The organism is Amycolatopsis echigonensis (genome assembly GCF_014174495.1).
Classification (GTDB): domain Bacteria; phylum Actinomycetota; class Actinomycetes; order Mycobacteriales; family Pseudonocardiaceae; genus Amycolatopsis; species Amycolatopsis echigonensis.
This window is the reverse complement of sequence record NZ_JACJHR010000001.1, coordinates 179,334-204,794: the sequence shown is the minus strand read 5'-3', so window position 1 is coordinate 204,794 and position 25,461 is coordinate 179,334. Positions and strand designations below refer to the sequence as shown.

At 69.7% G+C, this 25,461-nt stretch carries 22 protein-coding genes and 2 pseudogenes; 5 read left to right on the top strand and 19 right to left on the bottom strand.

Annotated elements, in window-relative coordinates; all coding sequences use genetic code 11:
- Nucleotides 1-3 precede the first annotated feature (3 nt).
- Entirely contained in the window at nt 4-213 is a 210-nt protein-coding gene (locus H5411_RS00965; RefSeq protein WP_183122667.1) for an MbtH family protein, read from the bottom strand.
- Nucleotides 214-228: 15 nt separating this feature from the next.
- Nucleotides 229-1,566: a lysine N(6)-hydroxylase/L-ornithine N(5)-oxygenase family protein gene (locus H5411_RS00960; RefSeq protein ID WP_183122666.1), complete on the bottom strand. Its 1,338-nt coding sequence runs from the start codon at nt 1,564-1,566 to the stop codon at nt 229-231.
- 135 nt (nt 1,567-1,701) lie between these two features.
- Here H5411_RS00960 and H5411_RS00955 point away from each other — a divergent pair, with 135 nt between their 5' ends.
- Nucleotides 1,702-2,649, top strand: coding sequence for a methionyl-tRNA formyltransferase (locus H5411_RS00955; protein WP_183122665.1), 948 nt, complete (start codon nt 1,702-1,704; stop codon nt 2,647-2,649).
- A gap of 84 nt (nt 2,650-2,733) precedes the next feature.
- Here H5411_RS00955 and H5411_RS00950 read toward each other — a convergent pair whose 3' ends face one another.
- The 3 genes from H5411_RS00950 to H5411_RS48795 all read right to left on the bottom strand — a co-directional run bounded on the left by H5411_RS00950 (nt 2,734) and on the right by H5411_RS48795 (nt 7,047).
- Nucleotides 2,734-4,230 (bottom strand): NAD(P)/FAD-dependent oxidoreductase, encoded by a 1,497-nt coding sequence (locus H5411_RS00950; protein WP_183122664.1) that lies wholly within the window; start codon nt 4,228-4,230, stop codon nt 2,734-2,736.
- A gap of 205 nt (nt 4,231-4,435) precedes the next feature.
- Entirely contained in the window at nt 4,436-5,338 is a 903-nt protein-coding gene (locus H5411_RS00945) for a VOC family protein (RefSeq protein ID WP_183122663.1), read from the bottom strand.
- 71 nt (nt 5,339-5,409) lie between these two features.
- Entirely contained in the window at nt 5,410-7,047 is a 1,638-nt protein-coding gene (locus H5411_RS48795) for a LuxR family transcriptional regulator (RefSeq protein WP_183122662.1), read from the bottom strand.
- A 288-nt stretch (nt 7,048-7,335) separates the two neighbouring features.
- Here H5411_RS48795 and H5411_RS00935 point away from each other — a divergent pair, with 288 nt between their 5' ends.
- The gene (locus H5411_RS00935) at nt 7,336-8,283 is read left to right on the top strand and encodes a DNA-3-methyladenine glycosylase family protein (RefSeq protein ID WP_183122661.1); all 948 of its coding nucleotides are present in this window, start codon (nt 7,336-7,338) and stop codon (nt 8,281-8,283) included.
- A 249-nt stretch (nt 8,284-8,532) separates the two neighbouring features.
- Here the strand turns inward: H5411_RS00935 and H5411_RS00930 are convergent, their stop codons facing one another.
- The 10 genes and pseudogenes from H5411_RS00930 to ltnD all read right to left on the bottom strand — a co-directional run bounded on the left by H5411_RS00930 (nt 8,533) and on the right by ltnD (nt 19,488).
- Complete coding sequence (locus H5411_RS00930; protein WP_183122660.1) at nt 8,533-9,891, bottom strand: amidase family protein; 1,359 nt, start codon at nt 9,889-9,891, stop codon at nt 8,533-8,535.
- A gap of 439 nt (nt 9,892-10,330) precedes the next feature.
- Nucleotides 10,331-11,272 carry a S1C family serine protease gene (locus tag H5411_RS00925; protein ID WP_183122659.1) on the bottom strand — a complete coding sequence of 314 codons (942 nt, stop codon included), beginning with the start codon at nt 11,270-11,272 and terminating at the stop codon, nt 10,331-10,333.
- Nucleotides 11,273-12,669: 1,397 nt separating this feature from the next.
- Nucleotides 12,670-12,774, bottom strand: a pseudogene (locus H5411_RS49735) (dehydrogenase); the annotation flags it as partial.
- A 6-nt stretch (nt 12,775-12,780) separates the two neighbouring features.
- Nucleotides 12,781-13,524 (bottom strand): FadR/GntR family transcriptional regulator, encoded by a 744-nt coding sequence (locus H5411_RS00920; protein ID WP_220816317.1) that lies wholly within the window; start codon nt 13,522-13,524, stop codon nt 12,781-12,783.
- 9 nt (nt 13,525-13,533) lie between these two features.
- Entirely contained in the window at nt 13,534-14,523 is a 990-nt protein-coding gene (gene denD, locus H5411_RS00915) for a D-erythronate dehydrogenase (RefSeq protein ID WP_183122658.1), read from the bottom strand.
- Nucleotides 14,520-15,302: a 2-oxo-tetronate isomerase gene (otnI, locus tag H5411_RS00910; protein ID WP_183122657.1), complete on the bottom strand. Its 783-nt coding sequence runs from the start codon at nt 15,300-15,302 to the stop codon at nt 14,520-14,522. Before otnI ends, denD begins: the two co-directional genes overlap by 4 nt.
- A gap of 16 nt (nt 15,303-15,318) precedes the next feature.
- Nucleotides 15,319-16,623 carry an MFS transporter gene (locus H5411_RS00905; protein ID WP_183122656.1) on the bottom strand — a complete coding sequence of 435 codons (1,305 nt, stop codon included), beginning with the start codon at nt 16,621-16,623 and terminating at the stop codon, nt 15,319-15,321.
- Between the two features lie 54 nt (nt 16,624-16,677).
- A complete protein-coding gene (locus H5411_RS00900; RefSeq protein WP_183122655.1) occupies nt 16,678-17,313 on the bottom strand; it encodes a class II aldolase/adducin family protein in 636 nt (211 codons plus the stop codon).
- Nucleotides 17,310-18,575: a 3-oxo-tetronate kinase gene (gene otnK, locus H5411_RS00895; RefSeq protein ID WP_183122654.1), complete on the bottom strand. Its 1,266-nt coding sequence runs from the start codon at nt 18,573-18,575 to the stop codon at nt 17,310-17,312. Before otnK ends, H5411_RS00900 begins: the two co-directional genes overlap by 4 nt.
- Before the next feature lies 1 nt (nt 18,576).
- Nucleotides 18,577-19,488, bottom strand: coding sequence for an L-threonate dehydrogenase (gene ltnD / locus H5411_RS00890; protein WP_183122653.1), 912 nt, complete (start codon nt 19,486-19,488; stop codon nt 18,577-18,579).
- Between the two features lie 314 nt (nt 19,489-19,802).
- Between ltnD and H5411_RS00885 the strand changes: the two genes are divergently transcribed.
- Together H5411_RS00885 and H5411_RS00880 are read left to right on the top strand one after the other, a co-directional pair.
- Complete coding sequence (locus tag H5411_RS00885; protein WP_183122652.1) at nt 19,803-21,308, top strand: alkaline phosphatase family protein; 1,506 nt, start codon at nt 19,803-19,805, stop codon at nt 21,306-21,308.
- Nucleotides 21,309-21,351: 43 nt separating this feature from the next.
- On the top strand, nt 21,352-21,963 hold the full coding sequence (locus tag H5411_RS00880; RefSeq protein ID WP_183122651.1) for a hypothetical protein: 612 nt from the start codon (nt 21,352-21,354) through the stop codon (nt 21,961-21,963).
- A gap of 94 nt (nt 21,964-22,057) precedes the next feature.
- On the opposite strand, the gene H5411_RS48790 is transcribed toward H5411_RS00880, so the two are convergent.
- The 4 genes and pseudogenes from H5411_RS48790 to H5411_RS00865 all read right to left on the bottom strand — a co-directional run bounded on the left by H5411_RS48790 (nt 22,058) and on the right by H5411_RS00865 (nt 24,621).
- A complete protein-coding gene (locus tag H5411_RS48790) occupies nt 22,058-22,303 on the bottom strand; it encodes a Chromate resistance protein ChrB (protein WP_376772076.1) in 246 nt (81 codons plus the stop codon).
- 64 nt (nt 22,304-22,367) lie between these two features.
- A pseudogene (locus tag H5411_RS49200) lies at nt 22,368-22,442 on the bottom strand (hypothetical protein); the annotation flags it as partial.
- A 69-nt stretch (nt 22,443-22,511) separates the two neighbouring features.
- On the bottom strand, nt 22,512-23,201 hold the full coding sequence (locus tag H5411_RS00870; RefSeq protein ID WP_183122649.1) for a phosphatase PAP2 family protein: 690 nt from the start codon (nt 23,199-23,201) through the stop codon (nt 22,512-22,514).
- A 376-nt stretch (nt 23,202-23,577) separates the two neighbouring features.
- Complete coding sequence (locus tag H5411_RS00865; protein WP_183122648.1) at nt 23,578-24,621, bottom strand: sigma-70 family RNA polymerase sigma factor; 1,044 nt, start codon at nt 24,619-24,621, stop codon at nt 23,578-23,580.
- 52 nt (nt 24,622-24,673) lie between these two features.
- Between H5411_RS00865 and H5411_RS00860 the strand changes: the two genes are divergently transcribed.
- The gene (locus H5411_RS00860) at nt 24,674-25,336 is read left to right on the top strand and encodes a dihydrofolate reductase family protein (RefSeq protein ID WP_220816316.1); all 663 of its coding nucleotides are present in this window, start codon (nt 24,674-24,676) and stop codon (nt 25,334-25,336) included.
- The last annotated feature ends 125 nt before the right edge of the window (nt 25,337-25,461 follow it).

Sequence of the window (25,461 nt, the reverse complement as noted above, 5' to 3'; positions counted from 1 at the left end):
CGTTCAGGCTTCTTGGGACTTGATCAGCGAGAGCGGACGCAGATCGGTCCAGGTCTGCTCGATGTGGTCCAGGCACGCCTGCCGCGCGTCCGGGCCGAAGGTGGTCCGCCAGCCGTCCGGCACGGCCACGAAATCCGGCCACAGGCTGTGCTGGCCCTCGTCGTTCACCAGGACCCGGTAAACGCCGTCCGGGTTTTCGAACGGATTCGTCATGGTTCAGTCCCTTCCTCAGCGGATCCCGCTGACCGCGTACTCCACCGGATCGGCCTCCGCCACCCTCCGGTCCACAATGGACTGCAAGATCTCCCCCACCCGCACCGCGGTGTTCGACAGCAGCGACGACGTGATGCCGTGCGTGTGTTCGGTGCCGCCCTGCAGGTAGAGCCCGCCGCGCACGGCCGGGTCGGTGGTGATCCGGTAGTCGCGTTCGACCTTCAGCCGGCCCTCGTCGTCCCGGCGGCACTGACTGGCCAGTGCGCCGAACAGCGGCGTCGGGTCGGCGGGCAGGTAGCCGGTCGCGTAGACGACGGCGTCGGCTTCCAGCAGCGAGCGTTCGCCGGTGGCCAGCGATTCGACGGTCGCGCGCACGTGGCTGCCCTGGTCGGCGACCTCGACCGGCCGCGAGACGTTGAACAGCCGCAACCGTTCCACGCCAAGCACCTTTTCCTGGTAACGCCGCCGGTACAGCTCGTCGATGAGGTCGAGATCGACCGCGGAGTAGTTCGTCGCGCCGTGGTAGCGCATCAGGCGGTCCTTGACCGGTTCGCTTGCCGTGTAGAAGGAATCGACCGCCTCGGGGTCGAAAATCCGGTTGGCGAACGCACTGTCGTCGGCAGGGCTGTAGCCGTAGCGCGCGAACACCGCGCACACCTCGGCGCGCGGGAATTCGTCGTGCAGCAAGGCGGCGACCTCGGCCGCGCTCTGACCGGCCCCGATCACCACGAACCGCCGCGGGTCCGTGCCGCGCAACGACTCGACGCGATGCAGCAGCTCGCTGTTGTGCCAGATCCGTTCCCCGGCAACGACCCCGTCCGGCAGCTTCGCGCGCAATCCGGTGCCCAGCACCAGATTCCGCGCCCGCAGCTCGGTGATTTCGCCGTCCGCTTCGGCGCGCACGTCGAAGTACGCGATCTCGCCGCCGTCGCGCACCGGTTCGACCGAGACGACTTCGCTGCCGTAGGACACCAGGTCGTCGACCTTCGCCGCGGCCCATTCGAAGTAGTCGTGGAACTCGACGCGCAGCGGGAACAGGGTCTTGTGGTTGATGAAGTCGACCAGCCGGCCCTTCTCGTGCAGGTAGTTCAGGAAGGTGAACGCGCTCGCCGGGTTCCGCATCGTGACCAGATCCTTGAGGAACGACACCTGCATGGTCGCGGTGTCGATCAGCATCCCGCGATGCCAGCCGAAGCGGGGCTGGCGCTCCAGGAAATGCGCCGTGACCGTCTCGCCCGAGCCCGCGTTGTGCTCGGCGAGGGCGATCGCGAGCGCGAGATTGGACGGCCCGAACCCGACTCCGACCACGTCGTACACCGGCACCTGGCTGTCCTCGGCCCCTGCTCGTGACATGAAAGTCCCCTAGCGCGGCACTGCCGCATCACCGTTACCCGACTGATCACTGCCCAAGGAACCCTAACCTAACTTAGGTAAGCCTCAACTAGTACTGTCCGGTGATGTTCGTCCCGACCACGAAAGGTGCCGCCGATGCGCGTGGCCATGTTCGGCTACCAGACCTGGGGACATCGCACCCTCAAGGCCCTCCTCGACGCAGGCCACGACGTGCGGCTGGTGGTCACCCACCCGCCGAGCGAGCACGCCTACGAACGGATCTGGAGCGATTCGGTCGCCGAACTGGCGCAGGAGCACGGAATCCGCACGCTGCTGCGCACGCGCCCGGACGACGGCGAGCTGCAAGCCGAGCTGAAGGCCGCGGACCTCGACCTGATCGTCGCGAACAACTGGCGCACCTGGCTGCCGCCGGAAATCTTCGCCCTGCCGCGCCACGGCACGCTCAACGTGCACGACTCGCTGCTGCCCGCCTACGCCGGCTTCTCCCCCCTCATCTGGGCGCTGATCAACGGCGAGCCGGAGGTCGGCGTCACCGCGCACATGATGAACGACGAACTCGACGCAGGCGACATCGTGGCCCAGCGCGCCGTTCCGGTCGGCCCGCGCGACACCGCCACGGATCTGTTCCACCGCACCGTGGACCTCATCGAACCGCTCGTGACAGAAGCCCTGGCCCTGATCGAATCCGGCACCGTAGTCCCGATCGCGCAAGACCGGACCAAGGCAAGCTTCTTCCACAAGCGCGCCCCGCGCGACAGCCTCATCGACTGGACGTGGTCGGCTGAGGAACTGGACCGTCTGGTGCGTGCGCAATCCGACCCGTACCCCAACGCGTTCACGTACCACCGCGGCTCCCCACTGCGCATCGTGCGCGCGTCGGTTTCGGACGGCCGCTACGGCGGGACGCCTGGCAGGATCTTCATCCGCGAAGGCGAGGGAGTGGTGATCGTCGCCGGTCGAGATGCGCGTCGCGGCCAGTCGCCGGGTCTGCAGGTGGAACGGGTCCGGACGGCCGATGACCGGGAGCTGTCGGCGACCGAGTACTTCACGACTATGGGCGGATATCTCACCGACCGCCCGTAGGTGACGCGCTGTCTCTCGGCAGCGGACCTGGCTCTGACTTGAGCCAGGTCCGCTGCTTAGCAATCTTGCGCCGATTGCCGGTCGTCATGTGGCCGTCCGATGGGGAACTGGGGCGCCCGCGCGGCCGGTCTGCGCCGCCGTCCCGATCCGCGACCCACTAGCGCTACGGGTTGCGGACCGGCGGCACAAAGCCGCCTGCAGCATGGCCATATCGGGGCTCGGGGACGGCAGATCGGGTGCGGTCTTCGAGATGGCGGCGAGAACGTCCGGGTCGGAGTAGATCTCCTTGGGGCTGCGCAGCATGCCCATGAGCTCCCAGAGGGCGCGGAAGGCGGTGGCCTCGACAGCGGCCGCGGCCCGCAGGTGGGCAAAGCCGATCGGTTGAGCGCCTCTCCCCTGGACAACGAGCGGCGTGCCGAGGACGACGTGCCGCAAGGCGGCGAGCCTGGCCAGGTCAGTTCTGGCCTGCTCCTCGTAGTAGGGGACGACGTGGTGGGCGATCCGGGCGTCGAGGGCGAGGACCTGCGCGACGGGCTCGCCGGAGTGTTCGGCGAGGACGTCGGCTACGTCGGCGGCTCCCCAGGCGGCCAGGCTCAGGCCTCGTCCGAAGGTGGGGTTGGTGGTCGAGACCGCGTCGCCGACGGGCAGAAGCCCGGTGGCTCGCGGTGTCGCGTCGACGACCAGGCGGCGGAGCGTGTTCCGCGGTGCGACCATCTGACGGACGGGGCTGATCGGATCCATGCACGGCATCCAGGGGGCATGGGTCGGCAATGCCCGCAGCACGGCGTCGTACACGTCCTCATGGGCCAATTGCCGGTAGCGGCGGTCGGCGGTCAGCGGAGCCACTGCGGTCTGCACGGCACCGCTGTCGGAGCAGAACAGCACCGCGGTGAACTCGTCGAAGGGCACCACGATTCGAGTGTTGGCAAGGCCGGGCAGAGCGGCCTGGGTTCGCAGCCGGTAGTGGCGTCCGTAGTACGTGACGCCGCATTCGGCCGACTGATTCTCAGCCGGGCGGGCGTCGAGTTCTTCGAGCCACTTGTCGATGGGCGAGCGTCGGCCCGAGGCGTCGACGACTGCGTCGGCGGAAATCGGGCCCTGTGCGGTGCGCACCCCGCAGACGTGCGGAACCGGACCGGGCCGAGCCACCAGGCCGGTGACCCGCTCGGCGCGGATCTCGACGCCGCTTTGCCGGGCGGCGGCTCGACGCAGGACCCAGTCGAAAGTGGACCGCCGGGTCATGACCGTGGTGAGCCGTTCATCTCCCGGCCGGACGGGCAGGCTGGCCAAGGTCGGCGGCCGCCGATCCGCCAGCGTGGCTTCCACCGCTCCGGCGTCGATCAGGTCGGCGAGGACGTCGGGCAGTCGCTCGGCCAGCACCAGGCGGCAGCGGGGCATGACGATGTGGGGCTGCACCGCCTGGGGCGCGCCCGGCCGGTAAGCCTCTTCGGCCGCTGTTTCGGGATCGGCGGCGGGAGTCAGGTCGTCCTGGTCCAAGACAACGACCTCGCGACCGTCCCGGGCGAGCAGGAGCGCCGAAAGGAGCCCGGCTGGTCCGCCGCCCACTATTGCTACCGACATGGCCCTGCTCCTCCTGCACTCGACAAAGAAAACGGACGCCCCATGCGGGGACTCGGGGTGCTTCGCCCGACCGCGTCGGTGCCCCGCGGCTGGAGCCCGCGGGTATGCCCGCGTGCGAGCACGATGCGGCTCGGAAACCGCGGATGGTGCTCCCGGCGGTCCGCCGGCCCGCCCAGAGATCGGGGCGGGGCCACGCGCGCGCCGGTCACCGCGTCGCCTCCACGACGGGCACGCCCAGGCGGCCACCGGCGGCCAGCGCCTCGTGGATGGAATCGAGGAGCCCCTCGTGTCCCCACGGCGTGTCGTCGCAGCTGCCCGGAACCCAGGTGTCATCCACGGTTCGCCCGCCCCAGCCGTATTCCAGACGGAATCGCGACGGAGAGGAGAAGTAGGCGCTGACGGTGCCGTCGGGCGGATGGTAGCCCAAGGCGACCGGCTGGTCGACGCCGGCGTGGCGAGCGGTGTCCATCGCGCGGCCAAGGTCGTGGATGCTTTCGGCTTGCACGAAGAGGTGGTCGATGCCGGTGATGCCGACGTCGAAAAGGACCAGGCTGTGGTGCCGGCCCCCAGCGCGCAGGAACGCCGCCCCGATTTCGGGGATTTCCTCGGAGATCCGCAAGCCCATCACGTCGCGGTAGAACTTCAAGGAGGCGTCGAGATCGCTGACGTAGAGGGCTACGTGGCCGACCCCGAGCTCGCCGGTGACGAAGCCCGCCATCCCCGCCGCCGGCTCGAACCCGCGGTCCGAGCGGGCGACCGGCGTGGCGAATTCGACCCGGTTCCCCGAAGGGTCGACACACCACAGCAGCCGATCGACGCATCTGCGATCGAGCTCTTCCGTCGAGCCTTCCCGAAGGCGGACGCCGGCGTCGTCGAGGCGGTTCCCCATCGCCTCCAGGGCGTCCCGGTCGGGCACTTCCCATCCCAGATACCCGAGACCCGGCTGCCCGGCTTCGACCACGATCCGCTGCGCGCGCTCGTCCGCACGCAGGCGGACCGCCCCGGACGCGTCCTGTTCCGGCCTGAGCCCGAACACCTCGGCGTAGCCGGCCCATTCTCGCGGGGCTTCGGTCCGTACTCCGACATACCCCAACGCCGTTGCCGTCATGATCTCCTCCTTTGTGCCGGACAGGAGGAGCATGCGGCGGCCGGGCCGGACTGCCATCGGGGGTTTCCCCCTTATCGGCCCCCGATCCGCGCCAGGGCGGCCGCCACCTCGCCTCGCCGGCGCAGGCCCAGCTTGGCCAGGATGCGCCCGACGTGATGCTCGATCGTCTTGGGACTCAGGTAGAGGCGACGGGCGATCTCCTGGTTGGAAAGGCCCTCCGCGATCAACCGCGCCACGTCCAGCTCCCGCCCGGTCAGCTCGGCCAGGGCCGAGCTCCCCCCGTCGGCGACCCGGGCGCCGAGGGACCGGAGATGGGATCGGGCCGCCGCCGCGGCCGTTTCGGCGCCGAGCCGGGTGAAGATCGCCAACGCTCCCCGTGCCTCGACTTCCGACCAGGACGGATCGGTGCCGGCGACCGCCCGGGCCAGTTCCAGGCGAATAGCGCCGCCCAGAAGGGGTTTCTCCTCGTCTTCCAGGCAGGCGAGCGCTCCTTCGCACTCCGCGGCCGCCGACGCGTGGTCGCCCCGCGCGGCTGCGACCCGCGCCGCGGCCAGACGGGCCTCGGCCGCCAGCGACGAGATCTCGGTCCGCGACGCCGCCTGCTCCAGCGACTCGGCCGCCTGGGCTGCCCGGTCAAGATCTCCGCCGGCAACGGCCGCCTCCACGACCAGCGCCCACAGCGGTACAGCGCGCAGCCGGTCCCCGGGGATCTTCCGCAGCGCGGACAGGACCGTCGCGACTGCCCGATCCGGTTCCCCGCGGCCCAAGGCGACCCGGCCGGCGGCCTCGGCCAGCTCCTGCCGGTCCTCCCAGCCTTCGAGCAGCGCAGCCGCCTCTTCGACCCGCCCTTGCAGCACCCGCAACGACACCAAACTCGACAAGCCCTCCCACAGGGTCACCGGTGAGGAGCGCCGCCCCGCCTCCACCGCCTCTTGTAGGAGAACCTCGGCTTGATCCCATCGACCGCATGTGCACAGCGCAGCGCCGTACTCGCTGCGGCAATGGCTGACCTGATAGGCGCCCATCGTCAGATCGCGTTCGTTCCACTGCTCCTCGAACAGGCGGGTCCACTCCGCGGCCCGGGCGGCGTCACCGGTTCGGGCCGCCGCTGACAAGATGGCGCAGAACACCGCCGACGCCATCCGCGGATTGGCCACCTCGCCGGCCGTGACCGCCGCGCCAGCCTCGTCGAGGCGGGCCAGGCCTTCGGTGATCTGTCCGGCCGAGACCAGCGCTAGGCCGCTGTCGGCCAGCGCTCTCACCTCCAGGTCGGCGTCGCCGAACTCGCGAGCGATCGCCAGCGCCCGCTCGGAAGCGGCCGTCAGCGCGGGGATGTCCGACTCCCAGCACGCCAACAACGCCAGCTCCAAATACCCTTCCTCCAGGCACGGACCGTGTTCGGCGGCCAACCGGCGTCCCCTGGCCTGCCAGCCCTTCGCCGCCGCCAGGTTGCCAAGGAAGCCGTAATGGACCCGGGCCAGGCCGGCCGCCACCCGGATAGCCGCCGGCCCTTGACCGGAAGTGCGATAGCCGCGGAAAGCCCGTTCAAGCCAAACCCGCGCTGCCGGATAGTCGCCCTTCGCCTCCGACAGCTGAGCCCTGGCCTCGTCCACCTCCGGTGCTTCACCGCCGGCCGCGGCACTTGCCAGCAACTCGTCAGCCGCGGCCAGATCACCCGTCTGCAGGGCGGACAAGGCCGCGTCGAGCACGCTGCGCCTGTCCAGGTCCAGCCCCTCGCCGCGACTCGCCTCCGCCATGCCCGAAACGGTATGGGACTGCCGGTCCCAACTGAAGACTCGCCGCGAGAATGCCGCGTCCGGTCCGCCGGCCTCGGCGAGCGCGTACCGAAGTCTAATGTGGACGAACACCGGGCCGTACCTGTCTTGGGACGACGCAAGGATTTCGGAAACAGGGCCCGCAACCGCCCTCGATCCAGGACACATTCTGTCCTGGATCGCTCCTACCGTCAGCCGGGAGCAACGACGAGGGAGACCGCCATGACGACCAGCCTGATCGCCTCGACCACCGCCGCCGGCGTGCTGCCCGCGGCCCAGCCGTTCGATCTGCGGACCTCGATCCGGTTCCTGCGGGGCTTCGGCGCCTGCAAGGGCGACCAGGTCATGACCGACGACACGCTGACCAAGGCGATCGCCATCGGCGGACAGGCCGTCGTGTTCACCGTCAGCCCGTGCGACGGCGGCGTCGACTACACGCTGAGCTCGGACCGGGCCATCTCGCCCGACCTGCGCGCGGCCGTGCTCGCCAAGATCGACGGCTACCTCAGCCTGTCCGACGACCTCGCCGAGTTCTACGCCCAGGCCGCCGACGACCACCCCGACTACGCACGCCTGGTCAAGGCGCTCTGGGGACTGCACCAGGTGCGGTTCCTGACCGTGGCCGAGATCGGCGTCTGGGCGATCCTCTCCCAGCGCACCCCAAAGAACGTGTCGACCGCGCTCAAGCGCCGGATCACCGAGCGGTTCGGCCGCACGATCGCCTACGACGGACTGCGCTTCCAGGCGTTTCCCGAACTCACCGATCTGCGGCAGCTCGAGGTCGCCGACTGGCTCGCGATCGTCAAGAACGCGCGCAAGGCCGAGTACCTCGCGAGTCTCGTCGAGGGCCTGCTCGACATCGGCGAGGACTACCTGGCGACGGCCTCCTACGGGCAGGCGACGAAAGCCCTGCGCGGCATCAAGGGCGTCGGCGAGTTCTCCGCCGCCGCGATCCTCCTGCGTGGCCTGGGCCGGATGGACCACGTCCCCCTGGAAATGCCCGCCTTCGCCGACGCGACCGCCAAGGTCTACGGACCCGGCTACGACAACCAGCGGCTGCGCAGCCGGTACGGGGACAACCTCGGCTACTGGGCGTACTACCTGCACACCGGCCTCGGCGCCCTGCGCGGCGAAGCCCTCGGGGCGATCGCGTGCGAGACCGGGCGATGACCTCTTCCCGGCGCCGCGACGAGGTGAACCCGAGCACCGGCCGCGATGAACCCTCGTCGAGTGACCCGACTCCGGGCCCATTGTCCCCCGCTCCCCTCGTTTTGAGTTCGGCAGCCTCGGCTGGACGCGCAACGCGGTCGCGCACGCCAACGCCCGGCCACCGTCATCGACCGCGCTGGCCACGGCTCGACGCCGACGCCGTCAACCCGTACAACCGCCATGCCGGCCACTCACCGACGGCGGCATGGTTCATCCGGCCACGGGCGGCGGCGTGAATCCGCCGATGACCTCGGCGGCCAGTTCGGCGAACGTGATCGCGGTGTCGTCCTCGTGGCGGGGGCCGAGGATCTGCACGCCGACCGGCAGCCCTCCCGGTGCGCGGCCGGCCGGGGCGCTGAGCGCGGGCAGACCGGCCAGGGAGGCGTGCGCGATCCAGAACCCCAGTTCGTGATAGGGCCGCTCGTCGTCCGGCCCGAGGCGAGGGAAGGCCGTGGTGCAGGTGGCCGGGCAGAGCAAGACATCGAACTCGGAGAAATACCGGTCCCACGCGGCGCGCGCCGCCATCCGCCGGTCCTGCTGCTCCACCACCGCCGGCAGCCCGGCGAAATCCGGGTCCCCGCCGTGGAAGGCGAAGAATTGCCGCACCTGGAATCCGAAAGACTCGGCCTGGCCGACCGGGTCGATCCCGTCCGGCCAGCCTTCCACGATCGTCGCGCCCGCCGCGCCCAGGGCGTCCACGGCGTCCGACAACACGGCGCCCACATCGGAGGCGACGGCGGCAGCCGGATGGTCGAGCACCGCCCCGACCCGGAAGTCGGTCAACCGGGCATGACGCGGGGGTGCCAGGCGCCAGGTGTAGGCCTTGGCGTCCGGACCGCTCGGCCCGGCGGTGACGCGTAGTGCGGTCCGCAGGTCAGCGGCCGAACGAGCCAGCGGCCCGATCGAGGACAGGAAGGCCATCTCAGTGGACCCGGCGGGCGGGCCCGGCGGCTGGAACCCCTCCAGCGGAACCGTGCCGGCAGTAGGTTTCAGCCCGTACACCCCGCAGAAGCTGGCCGGGATCCGGATCGAACCGGTCAGGTCGGAGCCGTACTCCAGAAAGGACAAGCCGGCCGCCACCGCGGCCGCCCCGCCCCCGGTCGAGCCACCGGGCGAGCGCGTGCTGTCCCACGGGTTGACGGTCCTCCCGTACACCGGGTTGACGCACTCCACGACGTCGGCCAGCATCTGCGCGACATTGGTCGTGCCGAACACCACCGCACCGGCCGAACGCAGCCGCGACACGACCACCGCGTCACGCTCGGCGACATGGTCGGCGAAAGCCGGGTCGCCCCAAGTGGAACGCATCCCGGCGACGCGGATGCCCTCCTTGACGGTCATCGGCACCCCGTGCAACGGGCCCGCCTGCGCGCCTCGGGCCAGCGCCCGGTCAGCGTCATCGGCAGCACGGAGCGCGCTCTCTCGGCGCAGCTCCACCACCGCGTTCACTCCAGGGTTCACCGCGTCGACGCGATCGAGCACCAGCTCGACCAGCTCCCGCGCAGACAGCCGGCCCGCACGGAGCTCCTCCGCGATCCCGGCAGCGGACCGCAACAATATGTCGTTCATGGCCCCGGTGTACGGCCTCACACAGTGTCAGAGTCAACACACGCGACCAGCCGGAGCGCACGGGCCGACGTTCGTCTCGGCGCTGATTTCTAAGCTTGGTCCGGAAAGGACATTCACATCCTCGACGCCATTCCCGGCGCGGCCATTGATCCGAACAGATTCTGCGCCGCCGCCCGCACTCTGCCCCGCATGTGGTCCGGACACGGGCTTGCGACCCGCGACCCGCCCCGGACGACGGCTTCGTCTACCTGACCGGCCCGTGCGACGCCCCGGCGGATTCGTCGGATACCGCCCGTCCTACCGCCTGCCGATCGCGCTGCCCGACCTCCGCTGACTGCGGATCCGCGACGTGGCATTCGCCCCGCTCCCTGCCTGAATCGTCAGCACAGCCCGCAGCCGCCGCCAGCACGACCGGCCAGCGTTGGCCCCCGGCTCCGGGTCAGTCGCTCAACTCTTCCGGCACCGCGATCGCGTCGACCAGGGCGCCGTTGCGCAGGACGGTGACCTCCATCGGCTGCCCGATCGAGTCGGAGAACAGGCGCTTCTGCAGCGACTGCGCGTCGCCGAGCGGCACGCCGTCGACCGCGAGCACCAGGTCCGCCGCCTTCAGCCCGCTGCGCGCGGCGGGACTGTTCTCGACCACCTCCACGATCCGCAACGCCGTACGCTGCCCGAACCGGTCAGCCTGAACCGGAGTCAACGGCGCGGGCGTACTGACCAGACCGAGGTAGCCGCGCCGCACCCGACCGTCGTGCATGAGCGCGTGAATGATCCGATGAGTAGTCGCGTTGACCGGCACCGCCAGCCCCAGACCGACGCCGGCGACCGCGGTGCTGATCCCCACCACCCGGCCGCGGCTGTCCGCCAGCGCACCGCCCGAATTGCCGGGATTCAGCGCCGCGTCGGTCTGGATGACGTCCTCGATCAGCCGGGCCGCGCGCCGAGTCCTCGCCGGCATGCTCCGGCCCAGCGCGCTGACCACGCCCGCGGTGACCGTTCCGGCCAGCCCCAGCGGGTTGCCGACCGCGACCACGAGCGAACCCACCCGCAACCGGTCCGCATCACCGAATTCCGGCGGCGCGGGCAGCGGCCGGTCCGCCCGCACGACCGCCAGGTCCGACAGCGGATCCCGGCCCACCACATCGAAACTCGCCACAGTGCCGTCCGCGAACTGGGCCGTCCCCCGGTCCCCGTCGGCAACCACGTGGGCATTCGTGACCAGATGGGACTCGCCGGTCAGCACCACCGCCGACCCGGCCGACTCGCCGCGCGAGGACCGCACGCGCAACGCCGCCACGCGCGGCGTGAGCTGCTCGGCCACCGACGTGACGATCGCCGAATAGACGTCCATCGCCCCGGCGTCGATCTCGTCGTTCTCCATGACCGCACAACGCCGCCGGCGAAGCACCCGATTCCCCAGTTCACCCACGGCGAACCGGACCGCGATGCCCGATCAACTCGCGGCCCAGTCCGCCGCCGTCGGCCAGACCGTTCATCCGGCAGGTTGTGCGGCAGCTGATCGGCAGCAGCACATGCCGCGAGCTCATTGCGCGACATACCGCGTGTCCGGCGACGTTGCCTGGCCTCGAACGCCACTGCTCGCGCCGAACCTGGCACCATCCCGGCGGCAGCGAACTCGTTGTCGTTGAGTTCCCGACGGACGTCCAGCGGCGGGCTAGGTCCGCCAGAGAGTTCCCCGCCGCGGATCAACCGCTTGGCGGCTCCGAAAAGTCACCATCGCCGGGGTGCCGTTGCTCGCGCTCCTGGGCAGCCCGTTGCTGATCGTCAAGCAACCGCTGATTCTGGGGCCGAAGGGCCGACTTCCGGCCCAGCGGCCGCCACCAGCGCCGCGTCCTCACAGACCGAGCCTCCAACCGGGCAGCGAGACTCGATGCCAGCTGGGCATCGCCTACCTGACGCGCAGCAGCCACCATGACGTGTTCCGGCGAAACGTACGGGTGCCGCCGGAGGGCCGCCTCGTGCGCCGCGGCGGCCAGGAGCTGCTCCAGCGTGGCCGTTCGCGGGTACTGGGATGCCAGAGATGAATACGCGAGACGGCCGAGCAGCTCAGCGGGCGTCGACACCCCGTCAAGTGCCGCCCTGAGCGGCCGAGTCATCCCCAGCGGCATGCTTGAACTGTACGTCGGCGTCGCAACGGCAGCGATCAAAGAACCAGCGAGGCATCGCGACCGAACAGATTCAGTCGGGCGCTCTCGTGTCCCGCACAAGGTGCGTGCCACGACTGCCCCAGCAGTTTGCCGTTCGAGCCGATGCAGAACACCGGTCTCGCACCCGAATTCGGACTCTCCGCCCGGATCGCGTTCTGGCCATGCGATATCGCCCACCCGCCGCGCCGTTCAGTACACCGTGGCCTGCACCGGCAAGCACGCCGCTTGCGCCACCAACATGTTTGGCAGTTGCAGCGAACCCGCGCCGTCGAACCAGCTCGACGCGCTCAGCGACCCCGCGTCAAAATCGATACTAAATCGCCCTCGCTCACGGCCAAAAACCCAGATCGTCGATCTGGACTCTTCTCCCCCGCTTGCACTCGAACCAAGAACCCTTCGGTTAATTGTGGCAAGCCATTTCGGCCGGATATCATTCAATCCGGCTGGAACTTTTGCGATCCATGATTATCTGGTTCAACGTCTACTTACCTCAGTGGGGATCGACGCGGCTGCACCAACCAGGTGCGGCACCGCAGCAGCGGCTGCGCGCTGGATATCGGCGATAGCTGAAGACGTCCCTGCGAAAGCACGGCATCGTGTTGCGGTGCGACTACCACGGTACTGGTCCCTCGTCATTGAAGAATCCACCGGTCGGGCCGTCGTCGGGCAACGTGGCGAGATCGACGATGATGCGTGCTCCTTCGGCGACCGACCGGCCTCGTTACGCCGTCGGGTCGGAGGCCCTTGCCCAGAAACGATCGTCGGCGTCCTGCAGCCGCCGGTCGGCGCCGACCAGGTGGGTACGCGCCGCTTCGCTCGCCGCTCTCGGGTCGCGGGCGCGGATGGCCGCGGCGATCGCGGCGTGTTCGTCGCGGACCTGCTCGACGAAGTCCTCGCGGCGGGCTTCGTTGGCACGGGTGACCTGGATGCCCGTGCGCATGACCTCGCCGAGGTAGCGCACCGTTTCCGCCAGCACCGGGTTGCCGCTCGCGTCGGCGATCGCCCGGTGGAACGCCAGGTCCTCGTCGACCCCGTCGCCGCCGGCCGCGACGGCCGCGTCGATCGCGGCCAGCGCTTCGCCGATCCCGGCGAGGCCCGCTTCGTCGGCGCGCTCGGCCGCCAGCCCGGCCGCCTCGGCCTCCACCGCGCGCCGGACCTCGACGATCTGGAGCACTTTCGCCTTGATCCCCGGGCTGAACGATTCGTCCACGGACAGGTCGAGCGGCGCCGTCTGCGGCTTGAGCACGAACACGCCCGAGCCCTGCCGCGATTCGACGAGGCCGGCATTGCGCAGCATGGAGATCGCCTCCCGCACGACCGTGCGGCTCACGCCGAGCTGCTCCACGAGCGCGACCTCGGTGGGCAGCTTCGACCCGACCGGCCACCGGCCGCTGCTGATCTCCTCGGTCAGCACGGCCGCCGCCCGGTCCGCCATTTTCGTCGACGCGTTCACCCTGGTCAGCACAACGACATGCTACCGGCCGGCGGCAGCCCGGTCCCGGGCGAACGCACGGACGACGTCGAGCGCGCCGGCGTCCGCGTGCAGGCCCAGCTCCGCGGCCCGCCGGTTGTCGAACCGGGCCGGCCAGGAGCCCACGATCGCCTCGACGGCCGGGTCCCGCCGCATCTCCACCAGCGCCCGGGCGTCGCTGCCGCCCACGGACTCCAGTGCGTCCAGCAGGTCCTGGACGGTCACGGTCAGCGCGGGCAGGTTCACCGGAATCCGGCCGCGGAGCCGGCCGGGTCCTTCCCCGCGCTCCGCTTCCGCGACGGCCAGAAGGCCGTTCACCGTCCGGGCCGGCGAGGCGATGGCGACTTCCAGCGACGGGTCGACCGGACATACCGCGGGCTCGCCGTTCAACGGCTCGCGCACGATCGAGGACAGGAAGCTCGAGGCCGCGGCATTCGGCCGCCCGGGGCGAACCGCCACGGTCATGAGCCGGACGATCCGGCCGTCCACCGTGCCCTTCCGGGTCGCGTCGGCGATGAACTGCTCGCACGCGAGCTTCTGCACGCCGTAGCTGGACTGCGGCGCCGGCAGCGTCGTCTCGTCCACAATGGACGGCAGGGGCGCCGCCGGGTCGGCGCCGTAGACGGCGACGCTGCTGGAAAACACGAAAGTCGCGACCCGGCCCGAGGCGGCCTGCTCGCGGCACGCTGCCAGCAGGGCGCGGGTGGCGTCCACATTGGACCGCATGCCCAGCTCCGTATCCGCCTCGACCTCCGCCGAGACCGCGGACGCGAGATGGATCAGCACGTCGACCGGTTCGGCGAACAACCGCGGCACGACCTCCGCCAGATCGCCGGTGACCGCCTCGACGCGCGGGTCCGAGACGCGGGCCGGCATCCGGTCGGCGAGCACCAGCGAGGTGACCTCCGAGCCGCGGAAAACACCGCGTTCCAGCAATTCCCCGGCGACCAGCGACCCGATGAACCCCGCGCCGCCGGTGATGACGATTCTCATTGCACTCCACCGCATTCCGCAATCCAGCCAAGACCGGCCGACGTCTCCCCGGCCGGGTGGTACTCGCAGCCGATCCAGCCGTCGTAGCCGAGTTCGTCCACGACGGCCAGCACCCGCCGCAGGTCGAGCTCGCCGCGGTCCGGCTCGTGCCGGTCGGGAACCCCGGCCACCTGCAGGTGGCGGACCCGGCCGGTCGGCAGGTCCCGGCGCAGCGTCGTCGTGACGTCGCCCTCGCTGACCTGAAGGTGATAGAGGTCCAGCTGAACCCCGAGGTTGGCGGCACCGATCTCGCTCACGAGCGCGTGCGCCTCGGCCTGACGAGTCAGCAGGTAGCCGGGCATGTCCCGGTGGTTCAGCGGCTCGACGAGCACCTCGAGGTCGCCGGCCTGCGCCGCAGCCCACGCCAGGTTGTTCCGGTAAGTGTCCAGCCGGCGCGGCCGGTCCTCCGGCTCGCCGACCCCGGACATGACGTGCACCCGCGGGCAGGAGAGTGCATCGGCGTAGGACAACGCGGCCGTGAAGGCCTCTTTGAACTCGTCCTCGCGTCCGGGGACGCCGGCGATGCCCCGCTCCCCCGCCGCCCAGTCGCCCGGCGGCGCGTTGAACAGCACCTGCCGCAGGCCGTTGTCCTCGAGCCGGGCGCGCAACTCGCCCGGCTCGTAGTCGTAGGGAAACAGGTACTCGACCGCGGTGAAACCGTCGGCGGCAGCCGCGGCGAACCGGTCGGGGAACGCGTGCTCGGGGTAGAGCATCGAGAGGTTGGCGGCGAAACGAGGCATCGGCGATTCCTTTCCCTCAGCGGTTCACGGTGCGCTTGTCGGTCGTCAGCACCGCGAGGGCGCCGATCACCAGCACTCCGGCGAGGACGAACATCGGCACGACGCTCGATCCGGTCGAGTCCTTGATGGCGCCGATCATGTACGGGCTGACGAACCCGGCGAGGTTACCCACCGAGTTGATCACCGCGATCCCGGCCGCCGCGCCCACGCCGCCGAGGAACGACGTCGGCAGCGACCAGAACAGCGGTGCGCAGGTGAGCACGCCCGCGGCCGCGATCGACAGCGCGATCAGCGACAGCACGACCGAGCCGTGCACCGCGGCGGCCGCCGAGAAGCCCGCCGTGCCCATCAACGCGGGGATCACCAGATGCCAGCGGCGTTCCCGCCTCCGGTCGGCCGAGAAGCCGAAGAAGTTCATCGCGACCAGCGCCGCGACGTAGGGCACGGCGCTGAGCAGCCCGATCGCGACGACGCTTTTGACCCCGCTGGACTTGACGAAGGCCGGCATCCAGAAGGTCAGCGCGTACTGCCCCATCACGAAACAGAAGTAGATGAAGGCCATCAGCCACACCTTCGGGTTCCGGAAACCCTCGGACAGCTTGCCGTGGCCGACGGTGCGGCCCGCGTCCTCGGCGACCGCCTTTTCGACTACGGCCTTCTCCTCGTCGGAAAGCCATTTCGCGCCGCGCACGGAGTCGTCGAGATAGAACAGGCACCAGACGCCGACCGCGATCGCGGGCAGCGCCTCCAGCACGAACAGCCATTGCCATCCGGCCAGGCCACCGACCTGGTCGAAAGTGTGCATGATCCAGCCGGACAGCGGATTGCCGAAGATGCCCGCGACCGGGATCGCCGACATGAACAGCGCGATCGCCTTGGCGCGCCGCTGCGCCGGGAACCAGTAGGTGCAGTAGAGAATCACTCCTGGGTAGAAGCCCGCTTCGGCGACGCCGAGCAGAAACCGCAACGCGTAGAACGACCATTCGTCGCGGGTGAACATCGCCGCCGCGGACACCACGCCCCAGCTGATCATGATCCGCGCGATCCAGACGCGGGCGCCGACCTTCTGCAGCAGAATGTTCGACGGCACTTCGAACAGGAAATAGCCGATGAAGAACAGTCCGGCGCCGAGGCCGAACGCCGCGTTGGACAGGTTCAGGTCTTTGGACATCTGCAGCTGCGCGAACCCGACGTTGACCCGGTCCAGATAGGACACGACATAGCAGAGCATCAGGAACGGCACGATCCGCAGCACGACTTTGCGGAACACGGCTTTTTCCGTGACCCGCTCGGACACGGACCGGTCTACCGGCGTGGACATGCGACCTCCTTGTCGCTGGGTGAGGCTGGGGAGGGAGGGAGCGGCCGTCGCCGGTCACCACGGGGCGGAAAAGGCGTCCCGAAGTTCGGCGATGGCGGAGTCGGCGAGCGGTCGCGGCCGGTGGCCGGTGAGCACCCACAGGCGGGCGGTCTCTTCGGCTTCCTCGAGGGTGGCCATCGCGGTCGCGACGTCAGGCCCCCATACGACCGGGCCGAGTCGTTCGAGCATGACCGCGCGCAGGGACGGCCGGGCCGCGATCGCGGCCTCGACCAGGTCCGCCACCTCGGGATCGCCCGGGCGGCGGTACGGGATGAGCGGCAGGTGGCCGACTTTCATCACCTGGTACGGCGTCAGCGGGGGCAGGATGTCGTCCTGCGACCACACGCCGAGCAGCGTCAGCGCCACCAGATGGGTGGCATGAGTGTGGATCACGACGCGCGCCGAGGGGACGGCGGCGTAGATGCGCCGGTGAAGGGCGAGGGTCTTGCTCGCCCGGTCCCCGGACAGTTGGGCGCCGTCGGCGGCGACGTGCGCGAGCCGGTCGGCCTCGAGGAAACCAAGCGGCGCGTCGGTCGGGGTGATCAGGTATCCGTCGTCGACGCGCATGCTGATGTTGCCGGCGCTGGCGTGGACATATCCGCGGGCGAACAGGCTCGCGCCCGCGCGCACGACGTCGGCGCGTCCGGTCATCGCAACGACTCCAATGCCTTTGTGAAGAAGTCGGGGGTGCCGAAGTTTCCGCTCTTCAACGTGATGTGCAGGGTTTCGCCGCCGGGCAGGGTGGCGGCGCACCACGGAACGCCGGGATCGATTTGGGCGCCGATCCTGAGCTGATCGACGCCGAGAGCCTGAACGACGGCACCGGAAGTCTCGCCGCCCGCGACGACCAGGCGGCGCACATCGCGCTCGATGAGCCCACGCGCCACTTCGGCCAGCGCGTGCTCGACGAGGGCGCCGGCCTCGCTCGCGCCGAGCCGCCCCTGCACCGACCGGACTGCCTCCGGGGCGGCAGTCGAGTAGACCAGGACCGGACCGGCCGCGAGGTGACGGTCGGCGAAGGCCAGCGCCTCCGCGACGACCGGCTCGCCGGCCGCGATCCGCAGCGGTTCCACCACAAAGGACGGAACCCCGGCGCGGATCGCGCGCTGGACCTGGCCGTTGGTCGCGGTCGAAACCGAGCCGGACAGGATCGCGGCCCGCCCGCTCGCGGCCGGGAGACTCGCCGCGTCGGCGGACGGCGTGATGCCCCAGTTCGCGGGGAGGCCGATCGCGATGCCCGAACCGCCGGTCACCAGCGGCAATTCCGCCAGTGCCGGGCCGATCCGGACCAGATCGCCGGTGGTCACGGAATCCACTATGGACAGTGACACGCCGTCGGCGCGCAGCGCGGAGAACCGTTCCCGGACCGCGTCCGGACCCGCGGCGACGACGGCGTGCTCGACGAGTCCGATCTTGCCCCTCGACTGCGCCTGCAGCACCCGGACCAGATTGGAATCGGTCATCGGGGTCAGCGGGTGATTCCGCATCCCGCTGTCGGACAACAGCTCGTCGCCGACGAAGAGGTGTCCTTTGTAAACAGTGCGGCCGTTGTCGGGGAACGCAGGGGCAGCCACCGTGAAGTCCGCGCCGAGCGCGTCGAGCAGCGCCTCGGCGACCGGGCCGATGTTTCCGTCCGAAGTGGAATCGAACGTGGAGCAGTACTTGAAGTAGATCTGCTCGGCGCCCGCCGCGCGCAGCCAGGCAAGCGCTTCCAGCGACTGTGCGACAGCGTCCGCGGCGGGAATGGTGCGCGACTTGAGCGCGACCACGACGGCGTCGGCAGCGAGGCCGGACGGCGGTCCGGCGGGAGTGTTGATCGTCTGGACGACGCGCATGCCCGCCCGCACGAGGTTGTTGGCCAGGTCGGTGGCACCGGTGAAGTCGTCGGCGATGCAGCCGAGGCGGATTCCCATGTCAGCGCCCCGCCTTCGGCAGGTCCACATCCGGGAAGATCTTGATGACCGCGCTGTCGTCTTCGCCGCCGTGGCCCTGCGCGGACGCCTGCAGGAACATCTGCAACGCGGTCGAGGCGAGCGGCGCCGGCGATTTCTGAGGCCGGGCCGCGTCGAGGACGAGGCCCAGATCCTTGACGAAGATGTCCACCGCGGACAGGGGCGTGTAGTCGGCGGCGAGCACGTGCGCCATCCGGTTCTCGAACATCCACGAGTTGCCCGCGCTGTGGGTGATCACCTCGTAGATGTCGTCCGCCGCGATCCCGGCCTTGATTCCCAGCGCCATCGCCTCCGCGGCAGCGGCGATGTGCACCCCGGCGAGCAACTGGTTGACGATCTTCACCGTCGACCCCTTGCCCGCCGCGTCGCCGAGGCGATACACCGTCTCGCTCATCGCTTCCAAGACGGGATCCGCGACCGCGTACGCCTCCGGAGCGCCGGAGGTCATCATCGTGAGCTGCCCGGCGGCGGACTTGACCGCGCCGCCCGAGATCGGGGCGTCGAGATACCGGACGCCACGCTCGGCCAGCCGCTGCTCAAGCTCGGCCGACCACGAGGGTAGGACCGTCGAGCACATCACGAACACCGACCCGGGGCGCAACGTCTCAGCCGCGCCGTGGTCGCCGAAGAGCACCTGCTCCACCTGCGCCGCGTTGACGACGACGCTCACCAGCACCTCTACCTCGGCGGCAAGCTCGCCGGCCGTCCGGTACGCCGTGCCGCCGCCTGCCGCGAACTCGTCCGCGACACCAGGACGGGCGTCGACCACCCCGATTTCGAACCCGGCGGTCCGCAGCGACGAGGCCATCCCCCGGCCCATCGCGCCCAAGCCGACCACCCCGACCCGCGGACGGGCGGCGGTGTCCTCGTGCATCTGGTCGCTCCTTTGCGGCACTCACGCGGACTTGGATTCCGCAGGTCATATGATGACATGCGGAATAATGAAGGCCTGGGGCGCAGTCGTCAAGAGCTGCGCTTCGACCCGGCCGCACTAGAGACGGCCACTGAGCACCAGTCGATGAGGACCTGGCAGCGGGGCAAGGTGAGCGACGGCACAGTGTGACCAATGCTCGCCGTCGTGCCACTCGAGTTCACCTCGCGGTCGATTTCCCGCAAGCAGCCGCGGCTAGCGTCCCGGCGTCCTATGTGGACAACTCAGGGTTTTGCCGGTAGGTGCAGGAGGCACGCATGAGATTTCGGGGCCGGGGCGGGCTCGTCAAGTTCGCCGCAGGCGTGGTGGCACTCGGCGCGGTCGGGGCGTCACTCGTCGGAGCAAACAGCAGCGCCGCCGCATCCGCGGACAGCGACGGCCACGGTGCGAAGCCGCACATCGGTCACGTGTGGACGATCATCCTGGAGAACAAGTCCTACGAGGCGACGTTCACCGGACTGAACAAGAACGACTATCTGTGGAAGACGCTCCCGTCGTACGGCGAGTTGCTGACGCAGTACTACGGCACCGGTCACTTCAGCCTGGACAACTACATCAGCCTCGTCTCGGGCCAGGCCCCGGCACCGGACAACCAGGCCGACTGCGACCAGTACAAGGACGTCGCGCCGGGGACCCCGGCCGCCGACGGCCAGGTCCACGCCTCCTCCGGCTGCGTGTACCCGTCCTCGGTCAAGACGCTGTTCAACCAGCTGGACGGCAAGCACCTCCCCTGGAAGATCTACAACCAGGACATGGGCAAAGACGCCACGCGCGAGGACGCCTACCGGTGCGGCATCCCGGGCGACCCGTCCGGCGCGGGCGTGAAGGACCCGGGCGGGGCGACGCCGACTGACCAGTACGTCGCCAAGCACAACCCGGCGCCGTGGTTCCGCTCGATGATCGACAACCCGGCCGCGTGCAAGAACGTGGTGCCGCTCGACGGCCTGGCGGCAGCCCCCGGGCACCCCGCTGAGCCCGGCATCGCCAACGACCTCAAGTCGATCGACACCACGCCCGCGTTCTCCTGGATCTCCCCCGACAACTGCTCCGACGCGCACGACGCGACGTGCAAGGGCGACAACCTCAGCGGCGACCCGAACAACCACCAGGGCGGCCTCTACGCGGCGGACCTGTTCCTGAAGAAGTACATCCCGATGATCATGGCCTCGCCGGCGTTCCAGAAGGACGGCCTCATCCAGGTCGTCTTCGACGAGGCCATGCCTCCGTACAAGATGTACGGCAACTCGACCGCCGACTTCCCCTACAACGCCGGCCCGTGGGGCCCCGAGTCGTCGCCCGTTCTCGGCACGGACAGCAAGACCGGCCAGCCGGTCGCGGCCGAAGCCAACACGGCCCAGTCCGTCGTCGCGTGCTGCAACGAGCTTCCGGGCCCGAACACCGACCAGCCGGGCGCACAGGCCTTCCACCAGGACACGACTCCGGGCGGCGGCATCACCGGCGCGGTGATGATCTCGCGGTTCATCAAGCCGGGTTCGGTGAGCAAGCAGCCGTACAACCATTACAGCTGGCTGCGCAGCATGGAGGACCTGTTCGGCATCGACGAAGGCGGCACTGACCACCACGGCCACCTGGGCTACGCCGCGGCCGACGGGCTGCGCCCGTTCGGCGGCGACATCTACAACAACCCGTCCGGCAAGGCGCTCCCCCCGACCCCGTCGGGCGCGATCGTCTACCCGGCCGTCGCGGGCGCCGGCGCGACCGGCGAGCCCGTGATCCCGGCCGGCAGCGTCTACGCGCGCTGACCACCGGATCTCCGTCGCATCCCGGAAAGGCCGAGCACACCTCGTGACCACCAGCCATTCCGCGACCGTGCGCCGGGCCGGCACCCGCCGGCCCGGCGCCCGCCGCGGCCACTCCCTGCTGAGCCTGCTCACCGCCTCCGCGCTCGCCCTGGGCACGGCGGCCTGCAGCACGTCCACCGCCGACGACTCCGCGCACGACGTCGTGCAGAGCCTTGGCGCCGTACCGATTCCGACCGCGCCGGCGACCGAGCCAACGCCGACCGCCGACCAGCAGCACCCGCAACTCCTCGCGATCGGCGCCCCGGTCGAGGCGATCCTCCCCACCGGCCGTGCCACCATCACCGCGCTCGGCCCGGAGATCGACCTGCCCACCGGCACGACGAAACCGCCCGAGCAGGTGAACGGCACCATCACGCTCCGCGTCGCCACCGAGTCCGGCTCGATCACCGTCGCCGCGACCGACCTGACGAGCCGCGACGACAGCGGCAACGACATCCGGCTCACCCCAGTCGGTGCCAGCGGAGCTACCGGTACGCCGGGCACCGCTGCGGAGCTCAAGGTAGCGGCGACCTTCCACACCGGGGCCGCGCAGATCACCCTTCGCCACGCGGGGAAGATCATCGCTCTCTGGACCTTCAACGTCGAAAACGGCTGAGCAACTCAGGCGCACGAACGCCGATGAAATAGCCGTGGCTGTCGGGCAGCGGAGTGAGGCTGCCCAGGAACCCCGGCAGCACGGCGCGGCCACGTCAGCCCGCCTCCGGGCCGCAGCGAATGATGGCAGTCGTTGCGGGCGAGGCGAGGTCGGCGTACATCGTGAATCCTCGAGGCACATCTGGCTTGGAAACCCGCTCAGGGCAATCGGCGTGCCGCTCGGCGCAGTGGTTCAGCTGCTGCTCCGCCTCGGCTGCGGACGGGGAGCTGAACACCTCGCGGACTTTCAGGTCGCGGTGCCAGTGGCCCGGGCGTTCGAGCCTTTGCTCCTCTTCCTCCAGGTTCCGCCATGGTGAACTCGCGGCTCTGGATTTCCTTGTCGATCTCGGCGTCGCATTTGCCGCGATCGGCGAGGAATTCGCGCCATTTGTCCTCGCGATCGGCAGTGAACAGCGCGACCAGGACCAGCCGCTTCTCCACGGCGTCACGCTCACGAATGCATCACGCGCTACCTCACGAGACGTGCCGAACGCGAGCGGGCAAACAGGGTCAGTGTTCCTGTCGATGAGGCGGCTCCGCGGCCTGCTCTGCCCCATTGGCGAGGGTTTGCCACGATTCCCGCGGCGCGCTCGTCACGACGAACCACAACGGAGTCCGGCCCAGCCGCCACACCAGGCGGGTGAGGATCCGCTTGAGCAGCAGCCAGCCCAACACCGCCACCAGAGCGCCGAGAAGGAGGCCGGCCGCGACGTCGTGCGGGTAGTGGGCGGCGATGTAGACCCGCGCGAACGCGATCGCCACCGCGGCGACCGTCGCGATCCAGCCCAGCAGCCGACGGCGCGCGACGAACAGGCCGGCCGCGACGGCACCGGCCATCGTCGCGTGGTCGCTGGGAAACGAGAAGTCCGCGCTGCGATCGGCCAGGACGAGCAGGTGCGGCATCGTGGTGTAAGGACGAGCTTCGTGGGCGGCGTTGACGATCGGCTGGTTGATCCCGACCGCGGCGAGAGTGCCGACCCCCGCCCAGATCGCGGCGGCGACCCCGGCCGGATCGCCCGCGCGGCGGGCGCTCCACCATCCGGCCACCAGCAGCACCGCGAACAACGCGATGCCGTAGGTCGCGTAGCCGTACATCAGGCCGTGCAGCCACGGGGTGGCGCGGGCGAAGTCGTTGACGGCGTTCATCAGTCCGCTGTCGGGGATGCCGGAGTCGGCGGCCGCTGTCAACGCGGTGGTCATGGCAGTGGCTCCTGGAGTGCGGATCGTGGAAGAGGGCCCAGGACTATGACAAGAGTGGGAGAAGTTCAACGCTGACTGTAGACGACCCGGCCAGGGTGGAACTGCGCCGGCTGGTGGCCAGTCCGAAGTGGATGGTCGGTCAGGGGCCACTGCTCGCCCTCGCGCAGCTCGGAAGCCAGCAGGCGTACGCCCGTGGCACGTTGTCGTGGTCGCTGCCCGCGCTCGTGCTGACGGACCGCTTGCCGCGGTACCCGCTGCGCGTTTCACCGGCCGAAAATCCCGTTCCAGCCGGGCCGGCGACAGCGTCGGCTTCCGATCCCGCCAGGAGTCACAGGGCTCTCCACCATGACCTGGTTTCCCGCCTGGCCCGACAGTCTCATTCCTTCTTCCGGACGGGCGGGAGCGATCGTGGCAGGCCGAACGATGGCAGCGCGGTGTTCTCGAAGCGGGTCAGTGCGCAGATCCGGTCGCCGGTGAGCGTGAGGACGAAGATGCCGGTTCCGGGGCGAACGCCGGCATGGGTGCGCAGGTACGTGCCGAACGCCGGTTGACCGTTGGCTCGAGTCGGTACGAGGTCGAACGTGCGGCCGGTGCCGAAGAGCGCGGCGCAGAAGCCGGCCACGGCGGCTCGGCCCTCGTATTCCAGCGGCAGTGGCGGCATGGAGATGAAGGCGTCGTCGGTCAGGAGGGCTACCAGCGCGTCGACGTCGGCGGATTCGAACGCACTGACGAATTTCGCCGCGATCGCCTCCTCCGCGGGGGAACCTGCGGCGGGAGGCTCGCAGTCAAGGGCTTGCGGCCATCGGCTCCGCAGGCCGGTGCGGGCGCGTTTCAGCGCGCTCTTGACCGAGTCCGCCGTTGTGTCGAGCATGTCGGCCACCTCGTTGGTGGGGAATCCGAGCACGTCGCGCAAGACGAGGACGGCAAGCTGACGCGGTGGCAGGGCCTGAAGAGCGGTGATGAAGGCCAGGGAGATGGATTCGGTCTGCTCGTAGCGGGCCTCCGGGCCCAGCGGCACAGTGATCGCACCGTCGAGGAGCGCGTCGGGGTAGGGCTCGAGCCAGGCGACTTCGCCGAGGCGGGTCGGCTCGGGCGGTCGCACCCCGGGGATGTCCCACTCCTTGGCCGGACGCCGGCTGGCCGACCGGAGCACGCTCAGGCACCTGTTGGTGGCGATCCGGTAGAGCCAGGTGCGAATCGAAGCGCGACCGTCGAACCCGGCCAGGCCTCGCCAAGCGGACAAGAGGGTGTCCTGAAGAGCGTCCTCGGCGTCCTGGAAGGACCCGAGCATCCGGTAGCAGTGCACCTGCAGCTCGCGGCGGTGCGGCTCGCTCAGCGCCCGAAACGCGTCGCCGTCCCCGGCCCGCGCCCTGCTGATCAGGTCCAATTCCACCTTCGCCGCCTCTCGTCGCTGCCGCATTGTGTCGCGCTTCCGTCCTGTATAGACGCCGCCCGGCTGGCGAACGGGGCGGTTGATCAGCGCCCCGTTTCCCGGCGTCGCCGCGTCTAGATCCGCGACAGCCGACAACGTCGGCGACGAAGGCGCCGGTTCGGAGCCGGTGCCGCAGGTTTCGACCAAGGAGGTCAACGCCATGCGGAAGGTGATCGGGTACGTGCTGGTCTCGGCGGACGGCGTCTTCGAAGACCCGGTGGCCATGGGGGTCGGCCAGTACCAGGACGAGGCCTACCTGCGGGACGGTTTGGGCCTGCTGACGGCGTGCGACGCGATTCTCTTCGGCCGCCGCACCTACGAGGCGTTCGCTGAGCTGTATGGCGGCGGGACCCACAAACCGATGTGGGCCGAGCGGCTCAATGCGATCCCGAAGTATGTGTTCAGCTCGACGCTGGAGAAGGGCGGCTGGGGAAACCCGACCGTCGTTCGAGGCGATGCGGTAGCCGAGGTGACCCGGCTCAAGCAGCGGGAAGGAGGGAACCTGTTGCTCATGGGCCACGGCCTGCTCGGGGAGACGCTGCTGCGGGAGCGGGTGATCGATGCGATAGACCTCGCTATCTACCCTTTTCTGGCGGGGTCCGGGAAACAGTTCTTTCGGGAGGGCCAGGACGCCAAATTGAGGCTCGTGGCTGTGAAGGCCTTCTCGAAAATCGTGAAGCTGACCTATGAAGTCGACAGATGAACGGAACGGCCTTGGCTCTGCACTCGGTTCAGCGGCAGCACCGGCTTTTGCCGGAATGGTCATCGGATCGCTTGCCCCAGTACTGAACTCGCCGGTTGATGCCGACCCGTTTTCCGCCGACGCGA